The organism is Escherichia albertii NBRC 107761 = DSM 17582 (genome assembly GCF_000759775.1).
Lineage (GTDB): Bacteria > Pseudomonadota > Gammaproteobacteria > Enterobacterales > Enterobacteriaceae > Escherichia > Escherichia albertii.
On sequence record NZ_BBMY01000073.1, the window covers coordinates 1 to 24,589 of the forward strand.

The 24,589-nt window shown below is 48.3% G+C and carries 22 protein-coding genes; 9 read left to right on the top strand and 13 right to left on the bottom strand.

The features are described 5' to 3' along the window. Window positions 1-181 precede the first annotated feature (181 nt). Window positions 182-1,465 carry a putative acyl-CoA thioester hydrolase gene (locus tag EA14781_RS13500; protein ID WP_001091592.1) on the top strand — a complete coding sequence of 428 codons (1,284 nt, stop codon included), beginning with the start codon at window positions 182-184 and terminating at the stop codon, window positions 1,463-1,465. 513 nt (window positions 1,466-1,978) lie between these two features. On the opposite strand, the gene EA14781_RS13505 is transcribed toward EA14781_RS13500, so the two are convergent. The 3 genes from EA14781_RS13505 to EA14781_RS13515 form a co-directional block, all read right to left on the bottom strand. Next, the gene (locus EA14781_RS13505) at window positions 1,979-4,240 is read right to left on the bottom strand and encodes a hydratase (RefSeq protein ID WP_000593866.1); all 2,262 of its coding nucleotides are present in this window, start codon (window positions 4,238-4,240) and stop codon (window positions 1,979-1,981) included. Window positions 4,241-4,422: 182 nt separating this feature from the next. Beyond that, on the bottom strand, window positions 4,423-5,856 hold the full coding sequence (locus tag EA14781_RS13510) for an anion permease (RefSeq protein ID WP_001036356.1): 1,434 nt from the start codon (window positions 5,854-5,856) through the stop codon (window positions 4,423-4,425). A 74-nt stretch (window positions 5,857-5,930) separates the two neighbouring features. Beyond that, the gene (locus tag EA14781_RS13515; RefSeq protein ID WP_000723672.1) at window positions 5,931-6,983 is read right to left on the bottom strand and encodes a 4-oxalomesaconate tautomerase; all 1,053 of its coding nucleotides are present in this window, start codon (window positions 6,981-6,983) and stop codon (window positions 5,931-5,933) included. A 195-nt stretch (window positions 6,984-7,178) separates the two neighbouring features. On the opposite strand from EA14781_RS13515, the gene EA14781_RS13520 reads away from it, so the two are divergent. Next, window positions 7,179-8,135, top strand: a complete 957-nt coding sequence (locus EA14781_RS13520) for a LysR family transcriptional regulator (protein ID WP_000679980.1) — start codon at window positions 7,179-7,181, stop codon at window positions 8,133-8,135. Window positions 8,136-8,183: 48 nt separating this feature from the next. Here EA14781_RS13520 and pgl read toward each other — a convergent pair whose 3' ends face one another. Continuing rightward, the gene (gene pgl, locus EA14781_RS13525; protein ID WP_000815407.1) at window positions 8,184-9,179 is read right to left on the bottom strand and encodes a 6-phosphogluconolactonase; all 996 of its coding nucleotides are present in this window, start codon (window positions 9,177-9,179) and stop codon (window positions 8,184-8,186) included. 154 nt (window positions 9,180-9,333) lie between these two features. Between pgl and ybhA the strand changes: the two genes are divergently transcribed. Next, window positions 9,334-10,152 carry a bifunctional pyridoxal phosphate/fructose-1,6-bisphosphate phosphatase gene (ybhA, locus tag EA14781_RS13530; protein WP_024164621.1) on the top strand — a complete coding sequence of 273 codons (819 nt, stop codon included), beginning with the start codon at window positions 9,334-9,336 and terminating at the stop codon, window positions 10,150-10,152. On the opposite strand, the gene modC is transcribed toward ybhA, so the two are convergent. The 4 genes from modC to acrZ all read right to left on the bottom strand — a co-directional run bounded on the left by modC (window position 10,153) and on the right by acrZ (window position 12,992). Next, entirely contained in the window at window positions 10,153-11,211 is a 1,059-nt protein-coding gene (modC, locus tag EA14781_RS13535) for a molybdenum ABC transporter ATP-binding protein ModC (RefSeq protein WP_000891703.1), read from the bottom strand. A 2-nt stretch (window positions 11,212-11,213) separates the two neighbouring features. Next, entirely contained in the window at window positions 11,214-11,903 is a 690-nt protein-coding gene (modB, locus tag EA14781_RS13540; protein WP_000604028.1) for a molybdate ABC transporter permease subunit, read from the bottom strand. After that, window positions 11,903-12,676: a molybdate ABC transporter substrate-binding protein gene (gene modA, locus EA14781_RS13545; protein ID WP_000113009.1), complete on the bottom strand. Its 774-nt coding sequence runs from the start codon at window positions 12,674-12,676 to the stop codon at window positions 11,903-11,905. Before modA ends, modB begins: the two co-directional genes overlap by 1 nt. 166 nt (window positions 12,677-12,842) lie before the next feature. Further along, window positions 12,843-12,992, bottom strand: a complete 150-nt coding sequence (gene acrZ, locus EA14781_RS13550; protein ID WP_000891515.1) for a multidrug efflux pump accessory protein AcrZ — start codon at window positions 12,990-12,992, stop codon at window positions 12,843-12,845. 127 nt (window positions 12,993-13,119) lie between these two features. Here acrZ and modE point away from each other — a divergent pair, with 127 nt between their 5' ends. The 6 genes from modE (at window position 13,120) to galM (ending at window position 19,966) form a co-directional block, all read left to right on the top strand. Further along, on the top strand, window positions 13,120-13,908 hold the full coding sequence (gene modE / locus EA14781_RS13555) for a molybdenum-dependent transcriptional regulator (RefSeq protein WP_001147453.1): 789 nt from the start codon (window positions 13,120-13,122) through the stop codon (window positions 13,906-13,908). Between the two features lie 67 nt (window positions 13,909-13,975). Then, window positions 13,976-15,448, top strand: a complete 1,473-nt coding sequence (gene modF, locus EA14781_RS13560; RefSeq protein WP_000096828.1) for a molybdate ABC transporter ATP-binding protein ModF — start codon at window positions 13,976-13,978, stop codon at window positions 15,446-15,448. A gap of 259 nt (window positions 15,449-15,707) precedes the next feature. Further along, complete coding sequence (galE, locus tag EA14781_RS13565; protein ID WP_001265429.1) at window positions 15,708-16,724, top strand: UDP-glucose 4-epimerase GalE; 1,017 nt, start codon at window positions 15,708-15,710, stop codon at window positions 16,722-16,724. 9 nt (window positions 16,725-16,733) lie between these two features. Next, complete coding sequence (gene galT, locus EA14781_RS13570) at window positions 16,734-17,780, top strand: galactose-1-phosphate uridylyltransferase (RefSeq protein ID WP_000191539.1); 1,047 nt, start codon at window positions 16,734-16,736, stop codon at window positions 17,778-17,780. Window positions 17,781-17,783: 3 nt separating this feature from the next. After that, window positions 17,784-18,932 carry a galactokinase gene (gene galK, locus EA14781_RS13575; protein WP_000053404.1) on the top strand — a complete coding sequence of 383 codons (1,149 nt, stop codon included), beginning with the start codon at window positions 17,784-17,786 and terminating at the stop codon, window positions 18,930-18,932. Then, window positions 18,926-19,966, top strand: a complete 1,041-nt coding sequence (gene galM, locus EA14781_RS13580) for a galactose-1-epimerase (protein ID WP_000931385.1) — start codon at window positions 18,926-18,928, stop codon at window positions 19,964-19,966. The genes galK and galM overlap by 7 nt, the downstream gene beginning before the upstream one ends. A gap of 218 nt (window positions 19,967-20,184) precedes the next feature. Here galM and EA14781_RS13585 read toward each other — a convergent pair whose 3' ends face one another. The 5 genes from EA14781_RS13585 to chbR form a co-directional block, all read right to left on the bottom strand. Then, window positions 20,185-20,520 (bottom strand): hypothetical protein, encoded by a 336-nt coding sequence (locus tag EA14781_RS13585; RefSeq protein ID WP_129560733.1) that lies wholly within the window; start codon window positions 20,518-20,520, stop codon window positions 20,185-20,187. Window positions 20,521-20,647: 127 nt separating this feature from the next. Continuing rightward, window positions 20,648-21,235 (bottom strand): hypothetical protein, encoded by a 588-nt coding sequence (locus tag EA14781_RS13590; protein WP_000564892.1) that lies wholly within the window; start codon window positions 21,233-21,235, stop codon window positions 20,648-20,650. Between the two features lie 450 nt (window positions 21,236-21,685). Then, window positions 21,686-22,444 (bottom strand): chitin disaccharide deacetylase, encoded by a 759-nt coding sequence (gene chbG / locus EA14781_RS13595; protein ID WP_001190000.1) that lies wholly within the window; start codon window positions 22,442-22,444, stop codon window positions 21,686-21,688. Window positions 22,445-22,455: 11 nt separating this feature from the next. Beyond that, on the bottom strand, window positions 22,456-23,799 hold the full coding sequence (locus tag EA14781_RS13600) for a 6-phospho-beta-glucosidase (RefSeq protein WP_000734261.1): 1,344 nt from the start codon (window positions 23,797-23,799) through the stop codon (window positions 22,456-22,458). A 61-nt stretch (window positions 23,800-23,860) separates the two neighbouring features. After that, a partial coding sequence (chbR, locus tag EA14781_RS13605) for a transcriptional regulator ChbR (RefSeq protein ID WP_042335773.1) occupies window positions 23,861-24,589 on the bottom strand: 729 nt, incomplete at its 5' end.

The window sequence follows — 24,589 nt, forward strand, 5'->3', positions numbered from 1 at the left end:
CCCGTGATGACAGAGGCAGGGAGTGGGACAAAATTGAAATCAAATAATGATTTTATTTTGACTGATAGTGACCTGTTCGTTGCAAAAAATTGATAAGTAATGCTTTTTTATAAGGCCAACTTAGTATAAAAAAGCAGGCTTCAACGGATTCATTTTTCCATTTCATAGCCCGGAGCAACCTGTGAACACATTTTCAGTTTCCCGTCTGGCGCTGGCACTGGCTTTTGGCGTGACGCTGACCGCCTGTAGCTCAACACCGCCCGATCAACGTCCTTCTGATCAAACCGCGCCTGGTACTTCTTCTCGCCCGATTCTGTCGGCAAAAGAAGCGCAGAATTTCGATGCTCAACACTATTTTTCATCCCTGACGCCTGGTGCTGCGGCGTGGAATCCTTCGCCGGTTACCCTGCCTGCACAACCTGACTTTGTTGTCGGCCCGGCGGGTACTCCAGGCGTAACGCATACCACGATTCAGGCGGCGGTAGATGCGGCAATTATCAAGCGTACCAATAAGCGCCAGTATATTGCCGTGATGCCTGGTGAGTATCAGGGAACGGTGTATGTCCCTGCCGCTCCGGGTGGAATCACCGTCTATGGTACAGGCGAAAAACCGATTGATGTGAAGATTGGACTCTCCCTTGATGGCGGCATGAGCCCTGCCGACTGGCGTCATGACGTCAACCCGCGCGGCAAATATATGCCAGGTAAACCAGCGTGGTATATGTACGATAGCTGCCAGAGCAAACGCAGCAACAGTATCGGCGTTCTGTGTTCTGCGGTCTTCTGGTCGCAAAACAATGGCCTGCAACTGCAAAATCTGACCATCGAAAACACGCTGGGCGATAGCGTAGATGCAGGCAACCATCCGGCGGTAGCTCTGCGTACTGATGGCGATAAAGTACAGATCAATAACGTCAATATTCTGGGTCGTCAGAATACTTTCTTTGTGACTAACAGTGGCGTGCAAAACCGTCTGGAAACCAACCGCCAGCCGCGTACGCTGGTGACTAACAGCTACATCGAAGGGGATGTGGATATCGTTTCTGGTCGCGGCGCAGTGGTGTTCGATAATACTGAATTCCGCGTGGTGAACTCCCGTACCCAGCAGGAAGCGTATGTGTTTGCACCAGCTACGCTGTCTAATATCTATTACGGTTTCCTGGCAGTAAATAGCCGATTTAATGCTTCTGGTGATGGCGTCGCGCAGTTGGGTCGCTCGCTGGATGTTGATGCCAATACCAACGGCCAGGTGGTGATTCGTGATAGCGCCATTAACGAAGGCTTTAACACAGCTAAACCGTGGACTGACGCTGTGATCTCTAATCGTCCGTTCGCGGGTAATACCGGAAACGCTGATGATAGCGACGATGTACAGCGCAATCTGAATGACACTAACTACAACCGCATGTGGGAGTACAACAACCGCGGCGTGGGTAGCAAAGTGGTTGCAGAGGCGAAGAAGTAAGAGCTATTAACTCATTGCCGGATGCGACGTAAACGCCTTATCCGGCCTACAGGACCGATGCGATTTGTAGATTGGATAAGATGCACCAGCATTGCATCCGACAATAAGTGCCGGATGCGGCGTAAACGCCTTATCCGGCCTACAGGACCAATGCGATTTGTAGATTGGATAAGATGCGCCAGCATCGCATCCGACAATAAGTGCCGGATGCGGCGTAAACGCCTTATTCGGCCTACAGGTTCGATACGATTTGTGGATCGGATAAGATGTGCCGGCATCACATCCGACAATAAGTGCCGGATGCGGCGTAAACGCCTTATCCGGCCTACAGGACCGATGCGATTTGTAGGTCGGATAAGATGCGCCAGCATCGCATCCGACAATAAGTGCCGGATGCGGCGAGAACGCCTTATCCGGCCTACGAGTTCGATGCGATTTGTAGGTCGGATAAGATGCGCCAGCACCGTATCCGACAATAAGTGCCGGATGTGACCTGCATTCACATGGCGCTTTTTACATCTGACGGTTTTTATTGAAGTTAATCAGACTCCCCGCCTTGATAATCTCGCACTCTTCAGCCGTCAGGCTTTCCATGTAAAGCATGATTTCCGTTACCGGCACATCTTCATGGATCACATAACCTTTGAACGTCGAACCTGGATTATCCAGCGCCGCTTTTATACCTGGGATGTAAATGTAATCTCCCACGTCAAACGTCGGTGCTTCCGCCATTTGCAATGGTAACATCCCCCAATTGATGACGTTAGAACGGTAGCGTTTAGTGGCGTATTCCTCGGCGATATTCGCCAGACCGCCAATGACGCGCTGGCAGCTTGCCGCCTGTTCACGCGCTGAACCATCACCCGGTTTGACCGCATAGACCATGCTGCCAATTTCAGTTTGCAGCGGATCTATATTTTCCTGACCAGCAATCTGCTTAATACGCGCAAACACCTCTGCCAGTTCACTGACATTCCCCACCAGACGCTGATTTTCCAGCTCAGCGGTCGCTTTACTTCTGCCGACATAGCCCGGATCGCGGCGCGACAGAGTAAACTCGGCCAGACCAACCGGATTTGAACGATACGAAGAGGTTTCACCGGAAGGAATTAATTCGTCGGTGGTGGTCACCTCGTCGAGGATCTTCGAACACACTTTGAGAACGATATTGTCAGTCAGCGCGCCCAATTCCGGCCAGTCTTTAATGTTCGGTCCGTAGATCAGCGGTTGCTGGGTCGCCCCTTTCACAAAGCCCTGATAAACACGGTTTTTATACGGCGTTACATCGAAGGCGTACTCCGGCACGTTGTCCCAACAGTCCAGCTCGCTGGCCGAGGTTAAATAGCCACCGTTTACCGCAGTCGCCGCAATAGAACGAGCGTCCATCAACGCCACCGCTGACATCTGACCATTAGCTGGCTTAGAGCCTTCGCGGTTCGGGAAGTTACGTGTGGTGTGGCGAATACTCAAACCGTTGTTGATTGGCGTGTCGCCCGCGCCAAAACATGGGCCGCAGAACGCCGTTCTGATGATTGCACCTGCGCCAATCAAATCTGCTACCACGCCTTTTTTGGCTAAATCCATAAATACCGGCTGCGATGACGGGTAGACTGCCAGCGAGAACGTATCGTTGCCACAGGATTGACCGCGTAGCGCATTCGCCGCCGCAATGACGTTTTCATAGTTACCGCCAGAACAACCGGCAATAATTCCCTGCTGCACTTTCAGGCGACCGTTTTCCACTTTATCCAGCAGCGAGAGCTTCGCTTTACCGTGCGCCACGCGCCCGGACTCAATTTCAATCTCACGCAGAATGTCGGTCAGGTTCTGGTTCAGCGTGTCGATTTCATACACGTTGCTCGGATGGAACGGCAGCGCAATCATTGGTTTGATGGCGCTTAAATCAACGCTGATGCAGCCATCGTAGTACGCCATCGGTTGAGGGTTAAGCTGGCAGTAATCCTGGCCGCGACCGTGCAGCGCCAGCCAGTTATGGACTTCTTCATCGGTTTGCCAGACGGAGCTTAAACAGGTCGTTTCGGTGGTCATAACGTCAACGCTGTTACGGAAATCGGTAGAGAGCGAACTAACGCCCGGACCGACGAACTCCATCACTTTGTTTTTGACGTAACCGTTTTTGAACACTGCGCCAATGATCGCCAGCGCCACATCCTGCGGCCCCACATACGGCGCAGGTTTTCCGGTCAGATGCACCGCAACCACGCCCGGATAGTCGATATCCCAGGTATCATTGAGCAGTTGTTTTACCAGCTCGCCGCCGCCCTCGCCAACCGCCATTGTCCCTAGCGCACCGTAACGGGTATGACTGTCTGAACCGAGGATCATTTTGCCGCCGCCCGCCATCATCTCACGCATATATTGATGAATGACTGCAATATGCGGCGGTACAAAAATACCGCCATAACGCTGAGCTGCCGATAAACCGAAAATATGATCATCGCCATTAATGGTACCGCCCACGGCACACAGTGAGTTATGACAGTTGGTCAGTACATAGGGAAGCGGGAAACGCTCCATGCCAGATGCTTTGGCGGTCTGAACAATGCCGACAAAGGTAATATCGTGAGAAGCTAAGGAGTCAAACTTAATTTTAAGTTTGTCCATATTCCCAGACGTGTTATGGGAAGAGAGAATAGACCAGGCAATAGTCCCTTTTTTCGCATCTTCTTTTTTTATTTCACCGGAATAATGTTCTTCGGCAATTATCTCGTTATTGCCGGCGAGAAACACACCTTTATCAGATAACTTAATCATCAAAAACTCCAGATATCTGCGCACCGTAAAGTGCGCAGAAAGATAATAAATGGATATACTCTAAATAATTCGAGTTGCAGGAAGGCGACAAGCGAGTGAATCCCCAGGAGCTTACATAAGTAAGTGACTGGGGTGAGCGAACGCAGACGCAGCACATGCAACTTGAAGTATGACGAGTATATTTACAGCATGTTCCAGCCAATCAACATATTCCACCACCATACGCCGAGGGTGATATGCACCAGGAAGGTTAATATCGTCAGTACCGCACCGACCAACCACCAGGATTTAATATCGTTATAGCCCACGCCGAAGATAACCGGACCTGCTGCGCCGCCATAGTGAGTGACCATGCCGCCGTAGGAGTTAGAAAACAGCAGCGCCAGCGCGGTTAACATCAACGGCGCGCCAGAGACATTCGCCAACATGGCAAATACCGGCAACATAGCAACAATATAGGCACTGCCTGAAGCGAAGAAATAACGCACAATAATGCTAAGGAAAATAATCACGAAGAAGGCGACATTGCCGTGACCATCAAATGCCAGGTTATTTTTAAAGACTTCAGCCAACCATTCGAAGAATTTCACTTTCGATAATAATGAGCTTAAACCAATAATACCGCCGTACCAAATTAAGGTATTCCAGCCGCCTTTATTTTTAACGACGTCTTCCCAGGTTACGATGCCAAGCAGCAGCATTGTTGCCATAACTACGATAGCGACAGAAGATTCATCAACGCCCAGACTCTTACTGAAAATCCAGCCTAGCAATGCAAGCACGAAGACGACCAGCAGCATTTTTTCTCGGATTTTCATCGGTCCGAGTTCGCTGAGACCAGCTTTGGCAATCGTTTTGTTATCAACCTTTTTGATTTCAGGCGGATACATGGTGTAGATCACCAGCGGAGTGACCAGCAGCATAATGATGCCCGGCAAACCGGCCGCCAGCGCCCATCCCCCCCAGCTAATTTGCAGGTGCAGAATATCGTTGATCATTTTCAACGCCAGAATATTCCCCGCCATTGCGGTAAAGAACATGTAGCTGGTGGTTTTAGTGACCATGTAAATGGACATCATCAGGTAATGCCCAACACGACGTGGGCTTTTTTCCGGTTCTGACCCCAGAGCTACCGCCACGCTGTTGATTATCGGTAACACAATGCCGCCCGCACGCGCGGTGTTGGAAGGTGTTGCCGGCGCGAGTACCAGATCGAGGAATACCGTAACGTAGCCCAGTCCCAGCGTAGTGTTACCAATTTTACCAATCAGCAAATAGGCGATACGTTTACCTAAGCCGGTGGTCACAAACGCGGCGCTTAAAGTGAACGCTGAGAATACCAGCCAGGTAGTACCGGAGGCATACCCGCTTAATACGGCTGTTGTTTTAAATTCTCCACCAGATAAGTTACCCACTACCACCATTGAGGCAACAACGGCTATCAGCAATACCACCGGTTCAGGGAACGGCTTAATGACCAGTCCCACAATTGCCGCCAGGTAAATACCAAAAAGCACCCACGCCAGCTCACTTAACCCAGCCGGGGCTGGTATTAAGCCAATAATACATGGGATTGCTAATATAAGAATTAACTTCCATATCGATTTTTTATTCATTTGAAATCCTGATCATTCTGTATTGTTAATACAGAAGGCTTTTATTGATTGTCCTTATCACGACAAAGAATTTTTCAGGGAAGATAAACTTCGCCGGAAAATATTTTTCTGGTCGTCCGAATAACAGATGCCCGTAAAGTTGTGGCATCCTGACCTTCATTACTTAAATGCACATCAAGCGCACCACTGGGGTGTTCAATATTGATATTGCCGTAACCCACAGAAGCTGCAATTTGTCGGGTGACGGTACCTTCCAGAGCACAACTACTTGAAATGGCAATAGCACCAGTAATCGCCAGCGCGCGATGACAGGAATGCGGCATGAAATAGCGGACGTTAATCGCCCCGCCTTTTTGCGCTGGCGAAATAAGTACAGGCTTAGGAATGACCTTATTACTAACATCCCCTAATCCCATTGCTTTACCAGCCTGTAAACGGATAGATTCAATACGGGCTAATAATGTTTTATCAGCATCCAGCTCCGCAGGCGATTCATAGCCTGTTTTTCCCAGATAGTCAGCGGGAATAATGACAACCGGCATGGCCATATCAATACAGGTCACCGGAATATCGTCAAAATAATCAATCTGCTTATCCGTCGGAAAAACTTTTCCCGTTTTGGTCCCTGCGGCATTCAGAAAAGTGAGCGCTACTGGTGCGGCTGTTCCCGGCACGCCGTCAATTCGGGCGTTGCCTTCATAATTAACGACACCATTTGGCGTTTGTACATCCGCTTCAATATAGGTCCCGGTGTTGACGTTACGGATACGCACGCGAGTGACTGGTGATATCGCGGCGATTAAACCGTTCTCAATCGCGAATGCCCCCACGCCAGACAACATATTGCCGCAGTTAGGCGTGGTATCGACACGCTGATCATGGACAATGACCTGAGCAAACAGATAATCAACATCAGCACGCGGATCGCAGGAACGGCTGATAATAGCCACTTTGCTGGTCAGCGGATTACCACCGCCGATACCGTCAATTTCCAGCTCATTACCGGAACCCATAATTGCCATCAATATTTTATCGCGCTGCGTTTGATCTTCGGGTAGATGTTCCGCTAACAGGAACGCGCCCCTCGAGGTACCACCTCGCATCATCACGCAGGGTATTTTTTTCATAATAATGCCCCCAATTAAAAAACATAACTTATTGCGATATGGTTACATTAAGGGCAAACCCGCGCTAATGACTTTAGCTTCACGATTAATAACATTTTTTCATTAATTTAATTTGGCAAATTGCGGTTAAAATTTTTAATCCTCATCAAATACACGAACCACTAAAAATCATAACACCCATTTACCGGAGTAATAATGAAGCATGAATTATCAAGTATGAAGGCATTCGTCACTCTGGCAGAATCCACTTCATTTAACAATACCGCTAAATTGCTTAATATTACGCAACCTGCATTAACACGCAGAATAAAAAAGATGGAGCAGGATTTACATATTCAGCTCTTTGAACGTACAACTCGCAAGGTTACGTTAACAAAAGCAGGAAAAATGTTACTCCCGGAAGCAAGGGAATTAATAAAAAAGTTTGATGAGACACTTTTTAATATTCGAGATATGAATGTTTATCGTCGCGGTATAGTGACATTAGCCTGTATTCCGACTGCCGTGTTTTACTTCCTGCCGTTGGCAATCGGAAAATTTAATGAGCTATATCCCAATATTAAAGTGCGAATTCTGGAACAAGGCACGAATAATTGCATGGAGTCGGTGCTGTGTAACGAATCTGACTTTGGTATAAACATGAACAACATCACAAATTCATCCATTGATTTCACTCCTCTGGTCAACGAACCGTTTGTGCTGGCCTGCCGACGCGATCATCCTTTGGCCAAAAAGCAACTGGTGGAATGGCAAGAACTGGTGGGCTACAAAATGATTGGCGTGCGCTCCTCCAGCGGCAACCGACTATTAATAGAACAAAAGCTGGCTGACAAGCCCTGGAAGCTGGACTGGTTTTATGAAGTGCGTCATTTATCAACATCATTAGGACTGGTGGAGGCAGGACTGGGGATTTCGGCGTTGCCGGGCCTGGCAATGCCTCATGCGCCCTATTCTTCTATTATTGGTATCCCACTGGTAGAACCGGTTATTCGTCGGACATTGGGGATCATTCGCCGCAAAGATGCCGTACTGTCTCCGGCAGCAGAACGCTTTTTTGCTTTGCTGATTAATCTATGGACTGACGATAAAGACAATCTGTGGACCAATATCGTCGAACGCCAGAAACACGCTTTACAGGAGATGGGGGAATAATCCCGGAGCGGAAAACGCCGTTCCGGGAAATTATGCGCAGGTCAGCGGTTAATGTGCGTTAATCACCACCCACATCGGCCCCTGCCCGACCGCATAGCGACCTTTTTCATGCAACAGTCCCTGTTCGCCGACAATTTCGTATACCGCAATGTGGTGTGATTTCTGCCCAGCGGCAATCAGATACTTACCACTGTGATCAACATTAAAACCACGCGGCTGAGTTTCCGTTGGCTGGAAGCCTTCTTTGCTCAACACGCTGCCATCTTCCGAAACGCTGAAGACGGTAATCAGGCTGGCGGTACGGTCACAGGCATATAAATGACGACCATCAGGGATGATATGAATATCAGCCGCCCAGCGGGTATCAGAGAAGCTTTCAGGCATCATATCCAGCGTCTGTACACACTCAATATTGCCGTGTGGATCTTTCAGTTCCCAGACATCCACCGAACTGTTTAACTCATTGACGCAATATGCGTATTGCCCGTTTGGATGGAATACCATATGGCGCGGTCCAGCCCCTTCGACGGTAGCCACTTCTGCCGGTTCCTGCGCCACCAGATGCCCATCATCGCTGACAGTAAACAGGCAAATGCGATCCTGCTTTAATGCCGGAACCCACAACGTGCGGTTATCTGGAGAAATATTGGCGGAATGGCAACCATCCAGTCCCTCAACGACATCAACGACGCCCACCGGCAGGCCATCCTCCAGACGCGTTACGCTTACATTGCCCGCATTGTAAGAGCCGACAAAAACAAATTGGCCTTGATGGTCGGTAGAAATATGCGTCGGGCTACCAGGCAACGCAGACTCCGCGGCGAATGTCAGTGCGCCATCGTCCGGCGCAATACGATACGCCAGAACGCGAAACTCCGGGCGCACGCCAACGTAGAGGAAACGTTTATCCGGGCTGACCACCATCGGCTGTACCTGCCCCGGCACATCGACAACCTGTGTCAGCGTCAATGCGCCTTCATGATTCAGGTTCCAGACGTGAATTTGTTGGCTCTCAGGACTGGCGATATAAACTGTTTGCTTCATGAATGCTCCTTTGCATTTAGCAACTGGCTATAACAGCTAAAATTAGTCGCTTTTGGCGGTGAATGCTGAATTAAAACACAGAATTTTGTCCAATAGTGGTATCGGTGTACCATTCGTCCAGACGAAAATTCTTAACCTTAATCTGGAAAACGCCATGACCACACGCGTGATTGCTCTCGACTTAGACGGCACCCTCTTGACTCCAAAAAAGACCTTGCTTCCCTCATCAATAGAAGCCCTTGCCCGCGCTCGCGAAGCAGGCTATCAATTGATTATCGTCACGGGTCGCCATCACGTCGCTATTCATCCTTTTTATCAGGCACTGGCGCTGGATACACCTGCTATTTGCTGTAATGGCACTTATTTGTATGATTATCATGCAAAAACCGTGCTGGAAGCGGACCCAATGCCCGTCAACAAGGCCTTACAACTTATTGAGATGCTGAATGAGTACCATATTCACGGTCTGATGTATGTGGATGACGCGATGGTTTACGAGCATCCGACCGGGCATGTTATTCGCACCTCTAACTGGGCGCAGACGTTACCGCCAGAACAGCGCCCAACGTTTACTCAGGTTGCCTCTCTGGCCGAAACGGCGCAACACGTTAATGCGATATGGAAATTCGCTCTGACGCACGATGACCTACCACAATTGCAGCATTTTGGTAAGCATGTTGAACATGAACTTGGCCTTGAGTGTGAATGGTCCTGGCACGATCAGGTCGATATTGCTCGCGGCGGCAACAGTAAAGGTAAACGTTTGACGAAATGGATTGAGGCGCAAGGCTGGTCAATGGAGAACGTAGTCGCGTTCGGCGATAATTTTAATGATATCAGTATGCTGGAAGCCGCAGGTACAGGCGTGGCGATGGGCAACGCCGATGACGCGGTAAAAGCGCGCGCCAACATTGTGATTGGTGATAACACCACCGACAGCATTGCCCAGTTCATTTATAGTCACCTGATTTAATCAGGCGGTTATCGACACACTTTTAATTTGCGCGTATAGCCACAGGTCAGGTTTGATTGCCAGTTCATCCCTGGCCCACGGGCTTATTCGCGCCCACAGCGTTTTACCGCCGACTTCCAGCTCCACTTCTACCTGACCATTATCATCATAGCTATTAATGACTTTTGCGCGCAAAACGTTACGGATACTGGTCTGTTGCGGCGGCTGGAGTACCAGAGAAACATCGGAAGCCTGAATGCGGATGCGTAGCGCAGCTTGCAGCGGTTCGTCGAGCTTATTGACCCACAAATGCTGATCGCCCAGCGCCAGCGCGGTCATTGCGTAATGTGGATGATGCTCCAGTACTGTCACTTTCAGAATGCTGCTTTGCTGCTCTTTTGGTAGCCACGGATTCATTACGCTACTGCCCCACACTTCTTCCAGCGGGCCAAACGCTTTTACCTGACCGTTTTCCAGCACCATAACCCTGTCCGCCAGATGGAGAATTTCATCCAGCGAATGGCTGACATAGAGCATCGGAATATTGATTTCCCGTGTCAAACGCTGCAAATAAGGCAGCAATTCGCGTTTTCGAGGAATATCCAACGAAGCCAGTGGTTCATCCAGCAACAGTAATTCCGGTGCCGTCAGCAATGCCCGGCCAATCGCCACACGCTGTTTTTCGCCCCCGGAAAGACTGCCCGGTAAACGGTCAAGTAACGGCTCTATGCCCAAAAGCGCCACCAGCTTATCGAACTGACTAACCATGCTTTTCGCCATGCCATAGCGCAGATTGCCACGTACTTTGTAATGCGGAAACAGTCGCGCATCCTGAAAAACATAGCCAACACGGCGTTTTTCCGGCGTCAGGCAGATGCCTTTTTCTGCGTCATTTAATACCCGACCATTAAGGACAATCCGCCCCTTTTGCGGACGAGTCAGCCCGCTGATGGCGTTAATCAGAGAAGTTTTTCCAGCCCCGGACACCCCAAATATAGCGGTGATCCCGTTAGCGGGTAACGTTTCATTAAGCGTCAGGCAATGGTTGCCCAACGTCTGGGAAAAATTCAATTCCAGCATGATTATCGTCCCGCCCGTTCACGGCTGATTCTTGCCAGCCATTCCGAAATCAACAGGGAGATCATCGCCAGCGCAATAGAGATAATGCATAGCCTCGCCGCACCGCTTTCCCCACCCGGGGTCTGGATAAGGGTATACATAGCAGAAGGAATGGTACGCGTTTCACCAGGAATATTTGAAACAAAGGTAATTGTTGCACCAAATTCGCCAAGAGAGCGAGCGAAAGCCAATACTGTACCGACGATAATTCCCGGTAACGTCAGCGGTAGCGTAATGGTGAAGAAGACTCGCCAGCGCCCGGCCCCCAGCGTTCTTGCAGCCTGTTCCAGTTTGACATCAACGCCTTCCAGCGCCAGACGAATCGCCCGCACCATCAACGGAAAGGACATGACTGCGGCTGCAAGAACCGCACCGCGCCAGCTAAACGCGAAGGTAATGCCAAACCAGTCATAAAGACGTTCGCCGATAAATCCACGCCGTCCCATGGAAACCAACAGCAAATAGCCGACAACCACTGGCGGCAATACCAGTGGTAAATGCAGCACGCTGTCGAGCAGAGCTTTGCCTGGAAACGAGCAACGCACCAGTAGCCAGGCAAAAAAGATCCCAAACGGCAGGCTAAACAGCACAGCCAGGGAAGAAACTTTCAGGCTTAGTAAAACCGCCTGCCATTCTGGATCGGTCAGTATCATTACTTAGTTGTAAATCCGTAACGTTTAAAGATTTCCGCTGCCTGCGGTCCTTTCAGATAATCGTAAAATGCTTTCACTGTGGCGTTATTATGACCTTCCACAACAGCCACCGGATATTCTACTTTTTTATGGGAATCTTCCGGGAAGGTCGCAACGACTTTAACCCCTTTGCTGGCCACCGCGTCAGAACCATAAACAATGCCCAACGGCGCTTCGTTACGTTCTACTAACGCCAGCGCCCCGCGCACATCTTCCGCCGGAGCCAGTTTCGGAGAGAGCGTATCCCATGCGCCCAGCTTTTGCAGCGCTTCTTTCGCATAAATACCGGCCGGAACATGTTCCGGGTCGCCAACAGCCAGACGACCGCCATTCAGTAGAGAGGTCCAGTTAGTTTTGTTATCGATGGTGAAATCTTTCTGCGCACTGGTTTTCGGGGCCACCACAACAAGACTATTGCCGAGTAATGTCTGGCGCGTAGTCGTATCGATCCCTTTCTTATCGACTGCATAATCCATCCATTTCTGATCGGCAGAAATGAACAGATCTGCAGGTGCACCCGCTTCAATCTGACGGGCCAGAGTAGAAGAAGAGGCGAAAGAAGAAACCACATCCACGCCCTTCTCTTTCTTATATTGCGTGGCAATATCCTGCATCGCATTAGTCAGTGACGCCGCAGCAAAAACTGTAATTTTACCTTCGTCCGCCAATGCGTTGCCAGCGACAGTGAAAGAAAGCGCCGCCCCGGCAAACAGGTTCAACCATTTACGAGCCATTTGTAACCCCTTTATTTAACGTTATGTAGGTGCCAATATAACGGCAAGTTCGGAATTTTCCCAGTAGTTATTACTCACCTTTGTGAGGTAGAGAGGAAAAAATATCGGCAGGAAAAGCAGGAGGTTGATAAAAAGAAAACGCCCGACTCAGCGGGCATTCATGGAATCAATGATTCTGTCCAGGCTGGTCTTTTTTACCAACACCTGAAAAGATGTTGAAAACTTCACCAAGACCGTAAATCAAACCCAGGATGATGGCCATCACGACAGGTACCATGATTACGGCGAATACCAGACTTTTTAATAACTCTAACATGGTCAACTCCAGATGTAGTCCTGTGACTATTCTAACCGCTAAGCACAGAAAAGCACTCCCTTTTGTGCGGTCAGCTTTGCGTAGCGTTCATTTTCCGTCACAATAAGACTTTTGCCAGGACATAGTTATGCAGGCCGAAATTCTTCTCACCCTTAAGCTTCAACAAAAACTGTTTGCCGACCCGCGCCGCATCTCGCTACTAAAACACATTGCGCTTTCTGGTTCTATCAGCCAGGGGGCGAAAGATGCCGGTATCAGCTATAAAAGCGCGTGGGATGCCATTAATGAGATGAATCAGTTAAGTGAGCATACGCTGGTTGAACGCGCAACGGGCGGAAAAGGCGGCGGCGGTGCGGTCTTGACCCGTTATGGTCAGCGGCTGATCCAGCTTTACGATCTGCTCGCCCAGATCCAACAAAAAGCCTTTGATGTCTTAAGTGATGATGACGCCCTGCCCCTCAATAGCCTGCTGGCGGCTATCTCTCGTTTTTCACTGCAAACCAGCGCCCGTAACCAGTGGTTCGGCACTATCACCGCCCGCGATCATGATGATGTTCAACAACATGTTGATGTATTGCTGGCCGATGGTAAAACGCGCCTGAAAGTCGCGATTACCGCACAAAGCGGCGCACGCCTGGGGCTGGATGAAGGCAAAGAAGTATTGGTTCTGTTGAAGGCGCCGTGGGTGAGCATTACTCAGAATGACGCCGTAGCTCAGGGAGCCGACAACCAGTTACCGGGTATTATCAGTCATATTGAACGCGGTGCGGAACAGTGTGAAGTATTGATGACGCTGCCAGACGGGCAAACGCTGTGCGCCACGGTGCCGGTAAATGAAGCGGCTTCTTTTGAGCAAGGACAAAATGTTACTGCTTACTTTAACGCCGACAGCGTGATTATCGCTACACTGTGCTAAGCGTGTTGACAATTTGTTATTAAAAACGTATCCCTGTCAGTAATTGCTGCAAAAAATGGGATATAAAATGTCATCGTTGCAAATTTTGCAAGGCACGTTTCGTCTTGGCGACACAAAAACGCTGCAATTGCATCAGCTAATGTTAAACGCGGGTGATAGTTGGGCGTTTGTCGGTTCGAATGGAAGCGGGAAGTCGGCGCTGGCCCGGGCGCTGGCGGGTGAACTTCCGCTTTTGAAAGGCGAACGGCAAAGCCTGTTTTCTCATATTACTCGCCTTTCTTTCGAGCAATTGCAAAAACTCATCAGCGACGAATGGCAGCGGAATAATACCGATATGTTGGGCCCTGACGAAGATGACACCGGGCGTACCACAGCCGAGATTATTCAGGATACCGTTAAGGATGCTGAGCGTTGCAGGCAACTGGCGCAGCAATTCGGTATTACCTCCCTTCTCAACCGACGCTTCAAATACCTTTCTACTGGCGAGACGCGCAAAGCCCTTTTGTGCCAGGCACTGATGTCTGCTCCTGATTTATTGATTCTTGATGAACCGTTCGATGGCCTTGACGTAGCCTCACGTCAGCAACTGGCAGAATTACTCGCTTCATTACATCAGGCAGGACTCACTCTGGTGCTGGTACTCAATCGCTTCGATGAGATCCCGGAATTTGTCCAGTTTGCGGGCGTACTGGTGGATTGCACATTAACAGAAATCGGTGCTAAAGAAGGTCTGCTCCAGCAGGCGCTTATCGCACAACTGGCGCACAGCGAGCAACTTGATGGTGTGCAACTGCCGGAATCGGATGAGCCATCAGCGCGCCACGGCTTACCCGCCAGCGAACCGCGCATTGTGCTAAACAACGGCGTGGTTTCTTATAATGATCGTCCCATCCTTAACAACCTTAGCTGGCAGGTGAATCCCGGCGAACACTGGCAAATTGTCGGGCCAAATGGCGCGGGAAAATCGACGTTATTAAGCTTGATTACTGGCGACCATCCGCAAGGTTACAGCAACGATTTGACGCTTTTCGGACGACGTCGCGGCAGTGGCGAAACCATCTGGGATATCAAAAAACATATCGGTTATGTCAGCAGCAATCTACATCTGGATTATCGGGTCAGCACGACTGTGCGTAACGTGATCCTTTCCGGTTATTTTGATTCTATTGGCATTTATCAGGCCGTTTCGGATCGCCAGCAAAAGCTAGTGCAGCAGTGGCTGGACATTCTCGGCATTAATAAACGCACCGCAGACGCACCTTTCCACAGTCTTTCCTGGGGGCAGCAACGTCTGGCGCTGATCGTCCGCGCACTGGTGAAGCATCCGACTTTGCTTATTCTCGATGAACCATTGCAGGGGCTTGATCCGCTCAATCGCCAGCTTATCCGCCGTTTTGTTGATGTACTGATTAGCGAAGGTGAAACGCAGTTGTTATTCGTTTCTCACCATGCCGAAGATGCGCCAGCCTGCATCACCCATCGACTGGAGTTCGTGCCGAACGGCGACCACTATCGCTACGCGCTGACAAAAATAAATTGAGTCGATAATGCTGTCTGCCGGATGCGGCGTAAGCGCCTTATCCGGTCTACGGTTCGATGCTTGTAGACAGGAAAAGGTGTCTTTTTTTCAGATAAAAAGCGCAATCATTCATAACCCCTCTGTTTTATAATCGTTTATTCGCGCATAAAACAAGACAAAACTCTTGTGTAAACGATTCCACTAATTTATTCCATGTCACACTTTTCGCATCTTTGTTATGCTATGGTTATTTCATACCATAAGCCTAATGGAGCGAATTATGAGAGTTCTGGTTACCGGTGGTAGCGGTTACATTGGAAGTCATACCTGTGTGCAATTACTGCAAAATGGTCATGATGTCATCATTCTTGATAATCTCTGTAACAGTAAGCGCAGCGTACTGCCTGTTATCGAGCGTTTAGGCGGCAAGCATCCGACATTTGTTGAAGGTGATATCCGTAACGAAGCGTTGATGACCGAGATCCTGCACGATCATGCCATCGACGCAGTGATCCACTTTGCCGGGCTGAAAGCCGTTGGCGAGTCGGTACAAAAACCGCTGGAGTATTACGACAACAACGTCAACGGTACTCTGTGCCTGATTAGCGCCATGCGCGCCGCTAACGTCAAAAATTTTATTTTCAGCTCCTCCGCCACCGTTTATGGCGATCAGCCCCAAATTCCTTACGTTGAGAGCTTCCCTACCGGCACGCCGCAAAGCCCGTATGGCAAAAGCAAGCTGATGGTAGAACAGATCCTCACTGATTTACAAAAAGCGCAACCAGACTGGAGCATTGCCCTGCTGCGCTACTTTAACCCGGTTGGCGCACATCCGTCGGGCGATATGGGCGAAGATCCGCAAGGCATTCCGAATAACCTGATGCCGTACATTGCCCAGGTTGCCGTAGGCCGCCGCGAATCTCTGGCTATTTTTGGTAACGATTATCCGACTGAAGATGGCACTGGCGTGCGCGATTACATCCATGTAATGGATTTGGCGGACGGTCATGTTGTAGCGATGGAAAAACTGGCGAACAAGCCTGGCGTACACATCTACAACCTCGGTGCAGGCGTAGGCAGCAGCGTACTGGATGTGGTTAACGCCTTCAGCAAAGCGTGCGGCAAACCGGTTAACTATCATTTTGCACCGCGTCGTGCGGGCGATCTCCCTGCCTACTGGGCAGATGCCAGCAAAGCCGCTCGCGAACTGAACTGGCGCGTCACGCGCACACTCGATGAAATGGCGCAGGACACCTGGCACTGGCAGTCACGCCATCCACAGGGATATCCCGATTAAGGAACGACCATGACGCAATTTAATCCCGTTGATCATCCACACCGCCGCTATAACCCGCTCACCGGGCAATGGATTCTAGTTTCACCGCATCGCGCTAAGCGCCCCTGGCAGGGGGCGCAGGAAACACCAGCCAAACAGGTGCTGCCTGCGCACGAGCCAGATTGCTTCCTTTGCGCGGGTAATGTGCGGGTCACGGGCGATAAAAACCCCAATTACACAGGGACTTATGTTTTTACCAATGACTTTGCGGCACTGATGTCCGACACGCCGGACGCCCCGGAAAGCAACGATCCGCTGATGCGTTGCCAGAGCGCACGCGGCACCAGCCGGGTGATCTGCTTTTCACCGGATCACAGTAAAACGCTGCCGGAACTCAGCGTTGCGGCATTGACGGAAATCGTCAAAACCTGGCAGGAACAAACCGCAGAGCTGGGAAAAACCTATCCGTGGGTGCAGGTGTTTGAAAACAAAGGTGCGGCAATGGGTTGCTCTAACCCACATCCGCATGGTCAGGTTTGGGCAAACAGTTTCCTGCCTAACGAAGCCGAACGTGAAGACCGCCTGCAAAGAGAATATTTCGCAGCACAACAATCCCCGATGCTGGTGGATTATGTCCAGCGTGAACTGGCAGACGGTAGCCGCACCGTTGTTGAAACAGAGCACTGGTTAGCCGTTGTACCTTATTGGGCAGCCTGGCCGTTTGAAACATTGCTGTTACCGAAAACCCACGTTCTGCGGATCACCGATTTGAACGACGCCCAGCGTAGCGATCTAGCGCTGGCGTTGAAAAAGCTGACCAGTCGTTATGACAACCTCTTCCAGTGCTCTTTCCCCTACTCCATGGGCTGGCACGGCGCGCCGTTTAATGGCGAAGAGAACCAACACTGGCAGTTGCACGCGCACTTTTACCCGCCTTTGCTGCGCTCCGCCACCGTACGTAAATTTATGGTCGGCTATGAAATGCTGGCAGAAACCCAGCGTGACCTGACGGCAGAACAGGCAGCAGAGCGTTTGCGCGCAGTCAGCGATATCCATTTTCGCGAATCCGGAGTGTAAGAAATGAGTCTGAAAGAAAAAACACAATCTCTGTTTGCCAACGCATTTGGCTACCCTGCCACTCACACCATTCAGGCGCCTGGGCGCGTGAATCTTATTGGTGAACACACCGACTACAACGACGGTTTCGTTCTGCCCTGCGCAATTGATTATCAAACTGTCATTAGCTGTGCACCACGAGATGACCGTAAAGTTCGCGTGATGGCGGCTGATTATGAAAATCAGATTGATGAGTTCTCCCTTGATGCGCCCATCGTCGCTCATGAAAACTATCAATGGGCTAATTACGTCCGTGGCGTGGTGAAACACCTGCAACTACGTAACAACAATTTCGGCGGCGTGGATATGGTGATCGGCGGCAATGTGCCGCAGGGCGCCGGATTAAGCTCTTCCGCTTCGCTGGAAGTGGCGGTCGGAACCGTATTGCAGCAGCTTTATCATCTGCCGCTGGACGGTGCCCAAATTGCGCTTAACGGTCAGGAAGCAGAAAACCAGTTTGTTGGTTGTAACTGTGGGATCATGGATCAGCTAATTTCCGCGCTGGGCAAGAAAGATCATGCCTTGTTGATCGATTGCCGCTCACTGGGCACCAAAGCCGTTTCTATGCCGAAAGGTGTGGCGGTAGTTATCATCAACAGTAACTTCAAACGTACCCTGGTTGGCAGTGAATATAATACTCGTCGTGAACAGTGCGAAACCGGCGCACATTTCTTCCAGCGACCAGCCCTGCGCGATGTCACTATTGAAGAATTCAACGCTGTAGCGCATGAACTGGATCTCATCGTGGCCAAACGCGTACGTCATGTTCTGACGGAAAATGCTCGCACCGTTGAGGCTGCCAGCGCGCTGGAGAAAGGCGACCTGAAACGTATGGGTGAGTTGATGGCGGAATCTCATGCCTCTATGCGCGATGATTTCGAAATCACCGTGCCGCAAATTGACACTCTGGTGGAAATTGTCAAAACGGTAATTGGCGACAAAGGCGGCGTGCGCATGACCGGCGGCGGATTTGGCGGCTGTATCGTCGCGCTGATCCCGGAAGAGCTGGTGCCTGCCGTACAGCAAGCTGTCGCTGAGCAATACGAAGCAAAAACAGGTATTAAAGAGACTTTTTACGTTTGTAAACCATCACAAGGAGCAGGACAGTGCTGAACGAAACTCCCGCACTGGCACCCGATGGTCAGCCGTACCGACTGTTAACTTTGCGTAACAACGCAGGGATGGTAGTCACGCTGATGGACTGGGGTGCGACTTTACTTTCAGCCCGTATTCCGCTTTCCGATGGCAGCGTCCGCGAGGCGCTGCTCGGCTGCGCCAGCCCGGAATGCTATCAGGATCAGGCCGCATTTCTGGGGGCCTCTATTGGCCGTTATGCCAACCGTATCGCCAATAGCCGCTACACCTTTGACGGCGAAACCGTGACGCTTTCGCCAGGTCAGGGCGCTAACCAGCTGCACGGCGGCCCGGAAGGCTTCGACAAACGTCGCTGGCAGATTGTGAACCAAAACGATCGTCAGGTGCTGTTTGCCCTGAGTTCAGATGATGGCGATCAGGGCTTTCCGGGTAATCTCGGCGCGACGGTACAATATCGTCTGACCGACGATAACCGTATCTCCATTACTTATCGCGCCACCGTTGATAAACCTTGCCCGGTGAATATGACTAATCACGTCTATTTCAACCTCGACGGCAAGCAGTCTGACGTGCGTAATCACAAGTTGCAGATTCTGGCGGACGAATATCTACCGGTAGATGAAGGCGGTATCCCGCACGACGGCCTGAAATCTGTCGCCGGAACGTCTTTTGATTTCCGCAGTGCAAAAATCATCGCCAGCGAGTTTCTTGCCGACGACGATCAGCGCAAAGTGAAAGGTTACGATCACGCATTCTTGTTGCAGGCCAAAGGCGATGGCAAGAAAGTGGCGGCGCATGTCTGGTCAGCAGATGAAAAATTGCAACTGAAGGTCTACACCACCGCACCTGCCCTGCAATTTTATTCCGGCAACTTCCTCGGCGGTACACCGTCGCGGGGAATCGAACCTTACGCCGACTGGCAAGGCCTGGCGCTGGAAAGCGAATTTCTGCCGGACAGCCCAAACCATCCTGAATGGCCGCAACCAGACTGCTTCTTACGCCCAGGCGAAGAGTATTCCAGCCTGACGGAATATCAGTTTATTGCTGAATAATGCTGTTATATAAAGCGCCCCAATTAACGTCACGGGGCGCTTTTATGGTTTTAGCGTCTGGGATAAATGGCACGATTTTTATCGAGTTACATGCCATTTGACGTAACGAAAACGTATAAATAGCAAACACACGTGTTTTGTTATTTCCTGCATATACAAAATAAATCAGGCGTGTAATTAACTAAAATAATGCTATAAGAATCGGCGGTTCAATTACTCTAACTATTTTTATCTGCTGCAGGCCACTCTCTGAAGATGTGAGCGCATATGCTCCATATGAAAAGGGCTATACTAATAGTCCATTCGTCAATATGATGCCCATCCCCCATATTTACATCATTATTATCCAGTTTGATAACTTTAGCATGTTCAGGTCTCTCGCGATCATATACAACAGTAATCGCCGAATGGTAAGCATAATCAGTACCACTTGCGGTAAGAGATATGACATGACTATTACCTTGCTCATCCGTATAACGAGCCTTAGCCCGATAATCATCGCGTTTTGGCAGTCTATGAGAAACACGCTCACGCTCAAAGATAACGCCAGACACGATGGCTCCATTATTAATCAATCCATCGCTATATTGATATTCCTGATATCTCCCTATAGCGAATAATATTATTGCCAAAATAAAGCATAATCTCCGAATAACAGGATGAAATATTATCGACACAATGTTACCTTCGAATATATGAGAGAAGTAAAGAAATATCTTTTAATAGATTTCCACCCTGATTTTTCTTTCCAAACGGAGAGTCAATAGTAAGTTGTAATATTCCGCCCCACATTAATAAAACAAGAGAATAAATTAATAACGTTGAATTAAATTTATCAATTTTTATTATCTTATTATCAAGACTAGTAATTCGCCATTGTTCAGGATCATTACGATCATACACAATGACAGCATGATTAAAGTAAGCATAATCCGTTTTCTGGAATGGAAGAGCAATAGTATGTCGCCGTTGTTGATTATCCAGATAACTAAGGTTTGCACAATATCCTGTATTAACAGGGCCTCGAAGTGTTTTATCGATACAGACATGGCGATCAATAATAGTTCCCTGAACCCTAACACCTCGGTGAGTTATGCCATATTCATAATGAAAAAAGACACATCCTCCAATAATAAATAAAATAACAGCACCAGAAAAACAAATGACTCGCATCATTTTTATATAGCGAAAAGAGAATAAACCAAAAGCAATAACTGAAGGCAGTATGACGCAAATAAAAACAATAAAGGACACTAAAAAATCGATCATCGTCACACCTTTTTTAATTGTCGACTATCAACCCGATTTGAGTATTTTTTGTCTTATTTACGGACAGGTTACCATTTTCACCTGAGAAGCTGGTAATAAATATGCCTCACTAAACTGTAAATCTGGAAGTTTTCTGAGTTTTATCAAAAAAAAATAAATTGCGATTTAATTTATCTCATTCAGTACACGACTGAAAAAATGCAAACAATTCATCATAAAAATAAGTCAAGGTTTCTTTACCGATAATTCCATAAAAGCAAAATAACCATAATGATATAGAATTATCACTCCTACCTTTTGCAGTAAACAGATCGATGTGCGTAACCATAAGTTGAAAATTTTAGACGATGAGTATCTGTCAATAACTGAAAATGGAACTCTTCATGGCAGGCTGAAATCAGTTTATTGCTAAATAAACGCTGCGCCTCCTCTACAGAGGCGCTTATTTCGTTAAATATCGTTAAAAGCCCCCAGCCGATATCCTCTTTCAGCAATTTCCCAACGTAAGGCTTCAGCCGTCAAAATCTCGTGCTCCACCAGTCTTTCGAAACAGTATGCACTCTGCTGTACGATCCGATCGACAAATCCGGGATGACACATCAGCTCGAACGTCTCTTCACCACGCTCTGCAGATTCGTCAAGCAGATGAAGAAATTTCGCTTGTGAGGCATTATCGGCATAGAAATGCGAAGAAAACCCCTCCGTTGAGATAACATTTCCTCGGGTAATTCCTTGCGGCGCAGCGGCCTCTGGATCGAAGCGTACAGGCAGTCCTTTTTGTTGGGCGAATCGAGAAACGACATGCCAAACCTGAGGAATAAAATGAACGTGGTGATGGCTATCAATATGTGTAGGAGCACGATCAAATAACGCTATAAACTTTTGATATTGCGCTTCTAATTCATTTTCCACTTCCTGTTCTGCAAGGAGGCCATCACGGGCGGCATCCCATACCCATTTACCCAGTTTCCCGTCCCGTTGCAGCGATGTCATCATTGTCAGAGGATTACCGTAGCTCAAAACAAAGTGCAACCCGATCGCCAGTGAAGGAACATCAACACACACCTGCGCAGCATGTTCAATCTCACCCGCTGTCATCATTGCAGTAGTGGAGGTCACCACTCCACGGCGGTGAGCATCGATGATGCCGTAATTTATCCCCGGACTTAGGCCGAAATCATCCGCATTTATAATCAACACTCGTTGCATAACTCCCCCCATTATCCTTTTAACTGTGCTATCGCATCGGCAAATTGCGGTAGATAACGCTGGTGCGCCAATAACAGTTCTTTGACCAATATTTCAGCGTCATCATCTGAATTCACCAGCGGGTTCAAATTCAGCGCCAGGATGGCATCATCCAGCTTTCCGCTCAGTGCGGCTTGTGCTGCTGCTCTTTCAAACGTTTTGATGGTATGAATTAAACCAAGAACTTTTTCATCAAAGTGGTGAATTCGTGGATGAGGTACGGCACCATTTCGCCCCAGAATACAGGTCACTTCTATAGCCCAGTCTGCGGGAATATTTTCTATAACCCCATGATGGGGAACATTAACATAATGTTCAGTTTGCTGATCGTTGTAAATCGCATTTATTACTCCGCATGCGGCATCAGAATACCAGGCGCCGCCTCGCTCATTGAGTTCTTCCGGCTTATTTGCCAAATGGGGGTCTTTATAAAGTTCAAAAAGTTTCTTTTCCAGCCGCTGGACGATCTTCGCTCTCACACCGTCTTTATAAAACTCACCCTGCTCAATCGCTAGCATTTCTTTATGTTTAAAATAATACAACAAATAAGAACACGGTAATAATTTTAAACCACGCAGAAATGCACTATTAAATGGTAAACTAAATATATTTTTGACAGTACTGCCCGTTATTTTATTTGCAGTTAATCTATCAAGAACTTCATTAAAACGGGAATGCCCATTCACCCATACATCTTTAATAAAAACAAGATGATTTAGTCCAAATAAATCAACTGAAATTTCGTTATCTTCAGGTATTGCAAGTAGATCGCGAATATACATTTTCATGCCAATTGGCACATTGCATACCCCAATAAAACGTTTAAATTGCGTATGCTGATAAACTGCTTCGGTAAGCATTCCTGCTGGATTAGTAAAATTCACCACCCACGCCTGCGGGCAAATTTCTTCAATGTCTTTAATAATATCTAAGATCACTGGAATGGTGCGTAATCCTTTAAACAACCCACCTGCACCATTTGTTTCTTGCCCCAGATAGCCATGTGACAATGGAATTTGTTCATCAAGTTCACGCGCTTTTAGCTGACCAACGCGCAATTGTGTTGTCACAAAATCAGCATCACGCAATGCCTGGCGACGATCTAACGTTTTATAAATAGTCATCGGTACACCAGCTTTAGCAACCATTCGTTGGCATAGCTGGTAGATGATATCAAGTTTTTCTTTACCCTCATCAACATCAACTAACCACAGCTCTGAAACTGGCAATTCAGAATAACGCTTGATAAAACCTTCGAGCAACTCTGGTGTATAACTACTACCACCACCGATAGTCACTATTTTTAACTTTTTCATATTCTCTCCACTAATTTAGAATCACTATCTGAAACCACAACAGATAACTAACAGGAAATATTCAACTCATTTTCCCGGCATGACGACGATAATAACCAGGAGTAAACGTCGTTGCTTTTTTGAAATTTGTAATAAATAACCCCGGACTATTAAATCCAGCATCATAGGCAATATCAGCCACCGAGAAATTGGTTGTTTCCAGTTGTTTCTTACAAAAATTTATTCGTATATCATTAATAATCTGTCCTGGCGTTTTACCATAGTAGCGCCGGGTTGCACGAGTTAAGTATGACTGTGTTTTACCTGATAATATCACCATATTGCGCAAAGCATCTTCTGCAAACAATGTCTTGTTGTGCATCTCTTTTACTAGTTGAGTTAACCAACGAGGGATATCAGCATCCTGTATTTCATTATGATTATGCTGTAAATGATTAACTATATAGAAAGTTAACAGTTTATTAAATTCACTTATGCTATTTTCATTATTATTTAAGGAAAACACTGTTGATTCAATAAATGCTAAAAAGTCATGATGTATGTGATATCGTTGCGAAGCCACAAAATGTGAAGGTAAATATTTTACATAGTGCTCATTAAAATAATGCCGATTTACTCCCATATTTAATATCCTCGTTACTCCAGAATCATAAAATGTTTGATGGTATGAACCAATGGGGATAAATATAAAATCGCCTCGTTCCAGAGAAACTCTTTTGCCATTAATTTCCTGAGAGCACCGCCCTGTTAATACAATGACAAATTCATAGTACTCGTGTTGATGTAATCC

Bases quoted from the DNA above. Each gene is read 5' to 3' on its own strand.
- EA14781_RS13505 (WP_000593866.1), bottom strand. From the start codon at position 4,240: ATGATTAAGTTATCTGATAAAGGTGTGTTTCTCGCCGGCAATAACGAG.
- EA14781_RS13510 (WP_001036356.1), bottom strand. From the start codon at position 5,856: ATGAATAAAAAATCGATATGGAAGTTAATTCTTATATTAGCAATCCCA.
- EA14781_RS13515 (WP_000723672.1), bottom strand. From the start codon at position 6,983: ATGAAAAAAATACCCTGCGTGATGATGCGAGGTGGTACCTCGAGGGGC.
- EA14781_RS13520 (WP_000679980.1), top strand. From the start codon at position 7,179: ATGAAGCATGAATTATCAAGTATGAAGGCATTCGTCACTCTGGCAGAA.
- pgl (WP_000815407.1), bottom strand. From the start codon at position 9,179: ATGAAGCAAACAGTTTATATCGCCAGTCCTGAGAGCCAACAAATTCAC.
- ybhA (WP_024164621.1), top strand. From the start codon at position 9,334: ATGACCACACGCGTGATTGCTCTCGACTTAGACGGCACCCTCTTGACT.
- modC (WP_000891703.1), bottom strand. From the start codon at position 11,211: ATGCTGGAATTGAATTTTTCCCAGACGTTGGGCAACCATTGCCTGACG.
- modB (WP_000604028.1), bottom strand. From the start codon at position 11,903: ATGATACTGACCGATCCAGAATGGCAGGCGGTTTTACTAAGCCTGAAA.
- modA (WP_000113009.1), bottom strand. From the start codon at position 12,676: ATGGCTCGTAAATGGTTGAACCTGTTTGCCGGGGCGGCGCTTTCTTTC.
- acrZ (WP_000891515.1), bottom strand. From the start codon at position 12,992: ATGTTAGAGTTATTAAAAAGTCTGGTATTCGCCGTAATCATGGTACCT.
- modE (WP_001147453.1), top strand. From the start codon at position 13,120: ATGCAGGCCGAAATTCTTCTCACCCTTAAGCTTCAACAAAAACTGTTT.
- modF (WP_000096828.1), top strand. From the start codon at position 13,976: ATGTCATCGTTGCAAATTTTGCAAGGCACGTTTCGTCTTGGCGACACA.
- galE (WP_001265429.1), top strand. From the start codon at position 15,708: ATGAGAGTTCTGGTTACCGGTGGTAGCGGTTACATTGGAAGTCATACC.
- galT (WP_000191539.1), top strand. From the start codon at position 16,734: ATGACGCAATTTAATCCCGTTGATCATCCACACCGCCGCTATAACCCG.
- galK (WP_000053404.1), top strand. From the start codon at position 17,784: ATGAGTCTGAAAGAAAAAACACAATCTCTGTTTGCCAACGCATTTGGC.
- EA14781_RS13590 (WP_000564892.1), bottom strand. From the start codon at position 21,235: ATGATCGATTTTTTAGTGTCCTTTATTGTTTTTATTTGCGTCATACTG.
- chbG (WP_001190000.1), bottom strand. From the start codon at position 22,444: ATGCAACGAGTGTTGATTATAAATGCGGATGATTTCGGCCTAAGTCCG.
- EA14781_RS13600 (WP_000734261.1), bottom strand. From the start codon at position 23,799: ATGAAAAAGTTAAAAATAGTGACTATCGGTGGTGGTAGTAGTTATACA.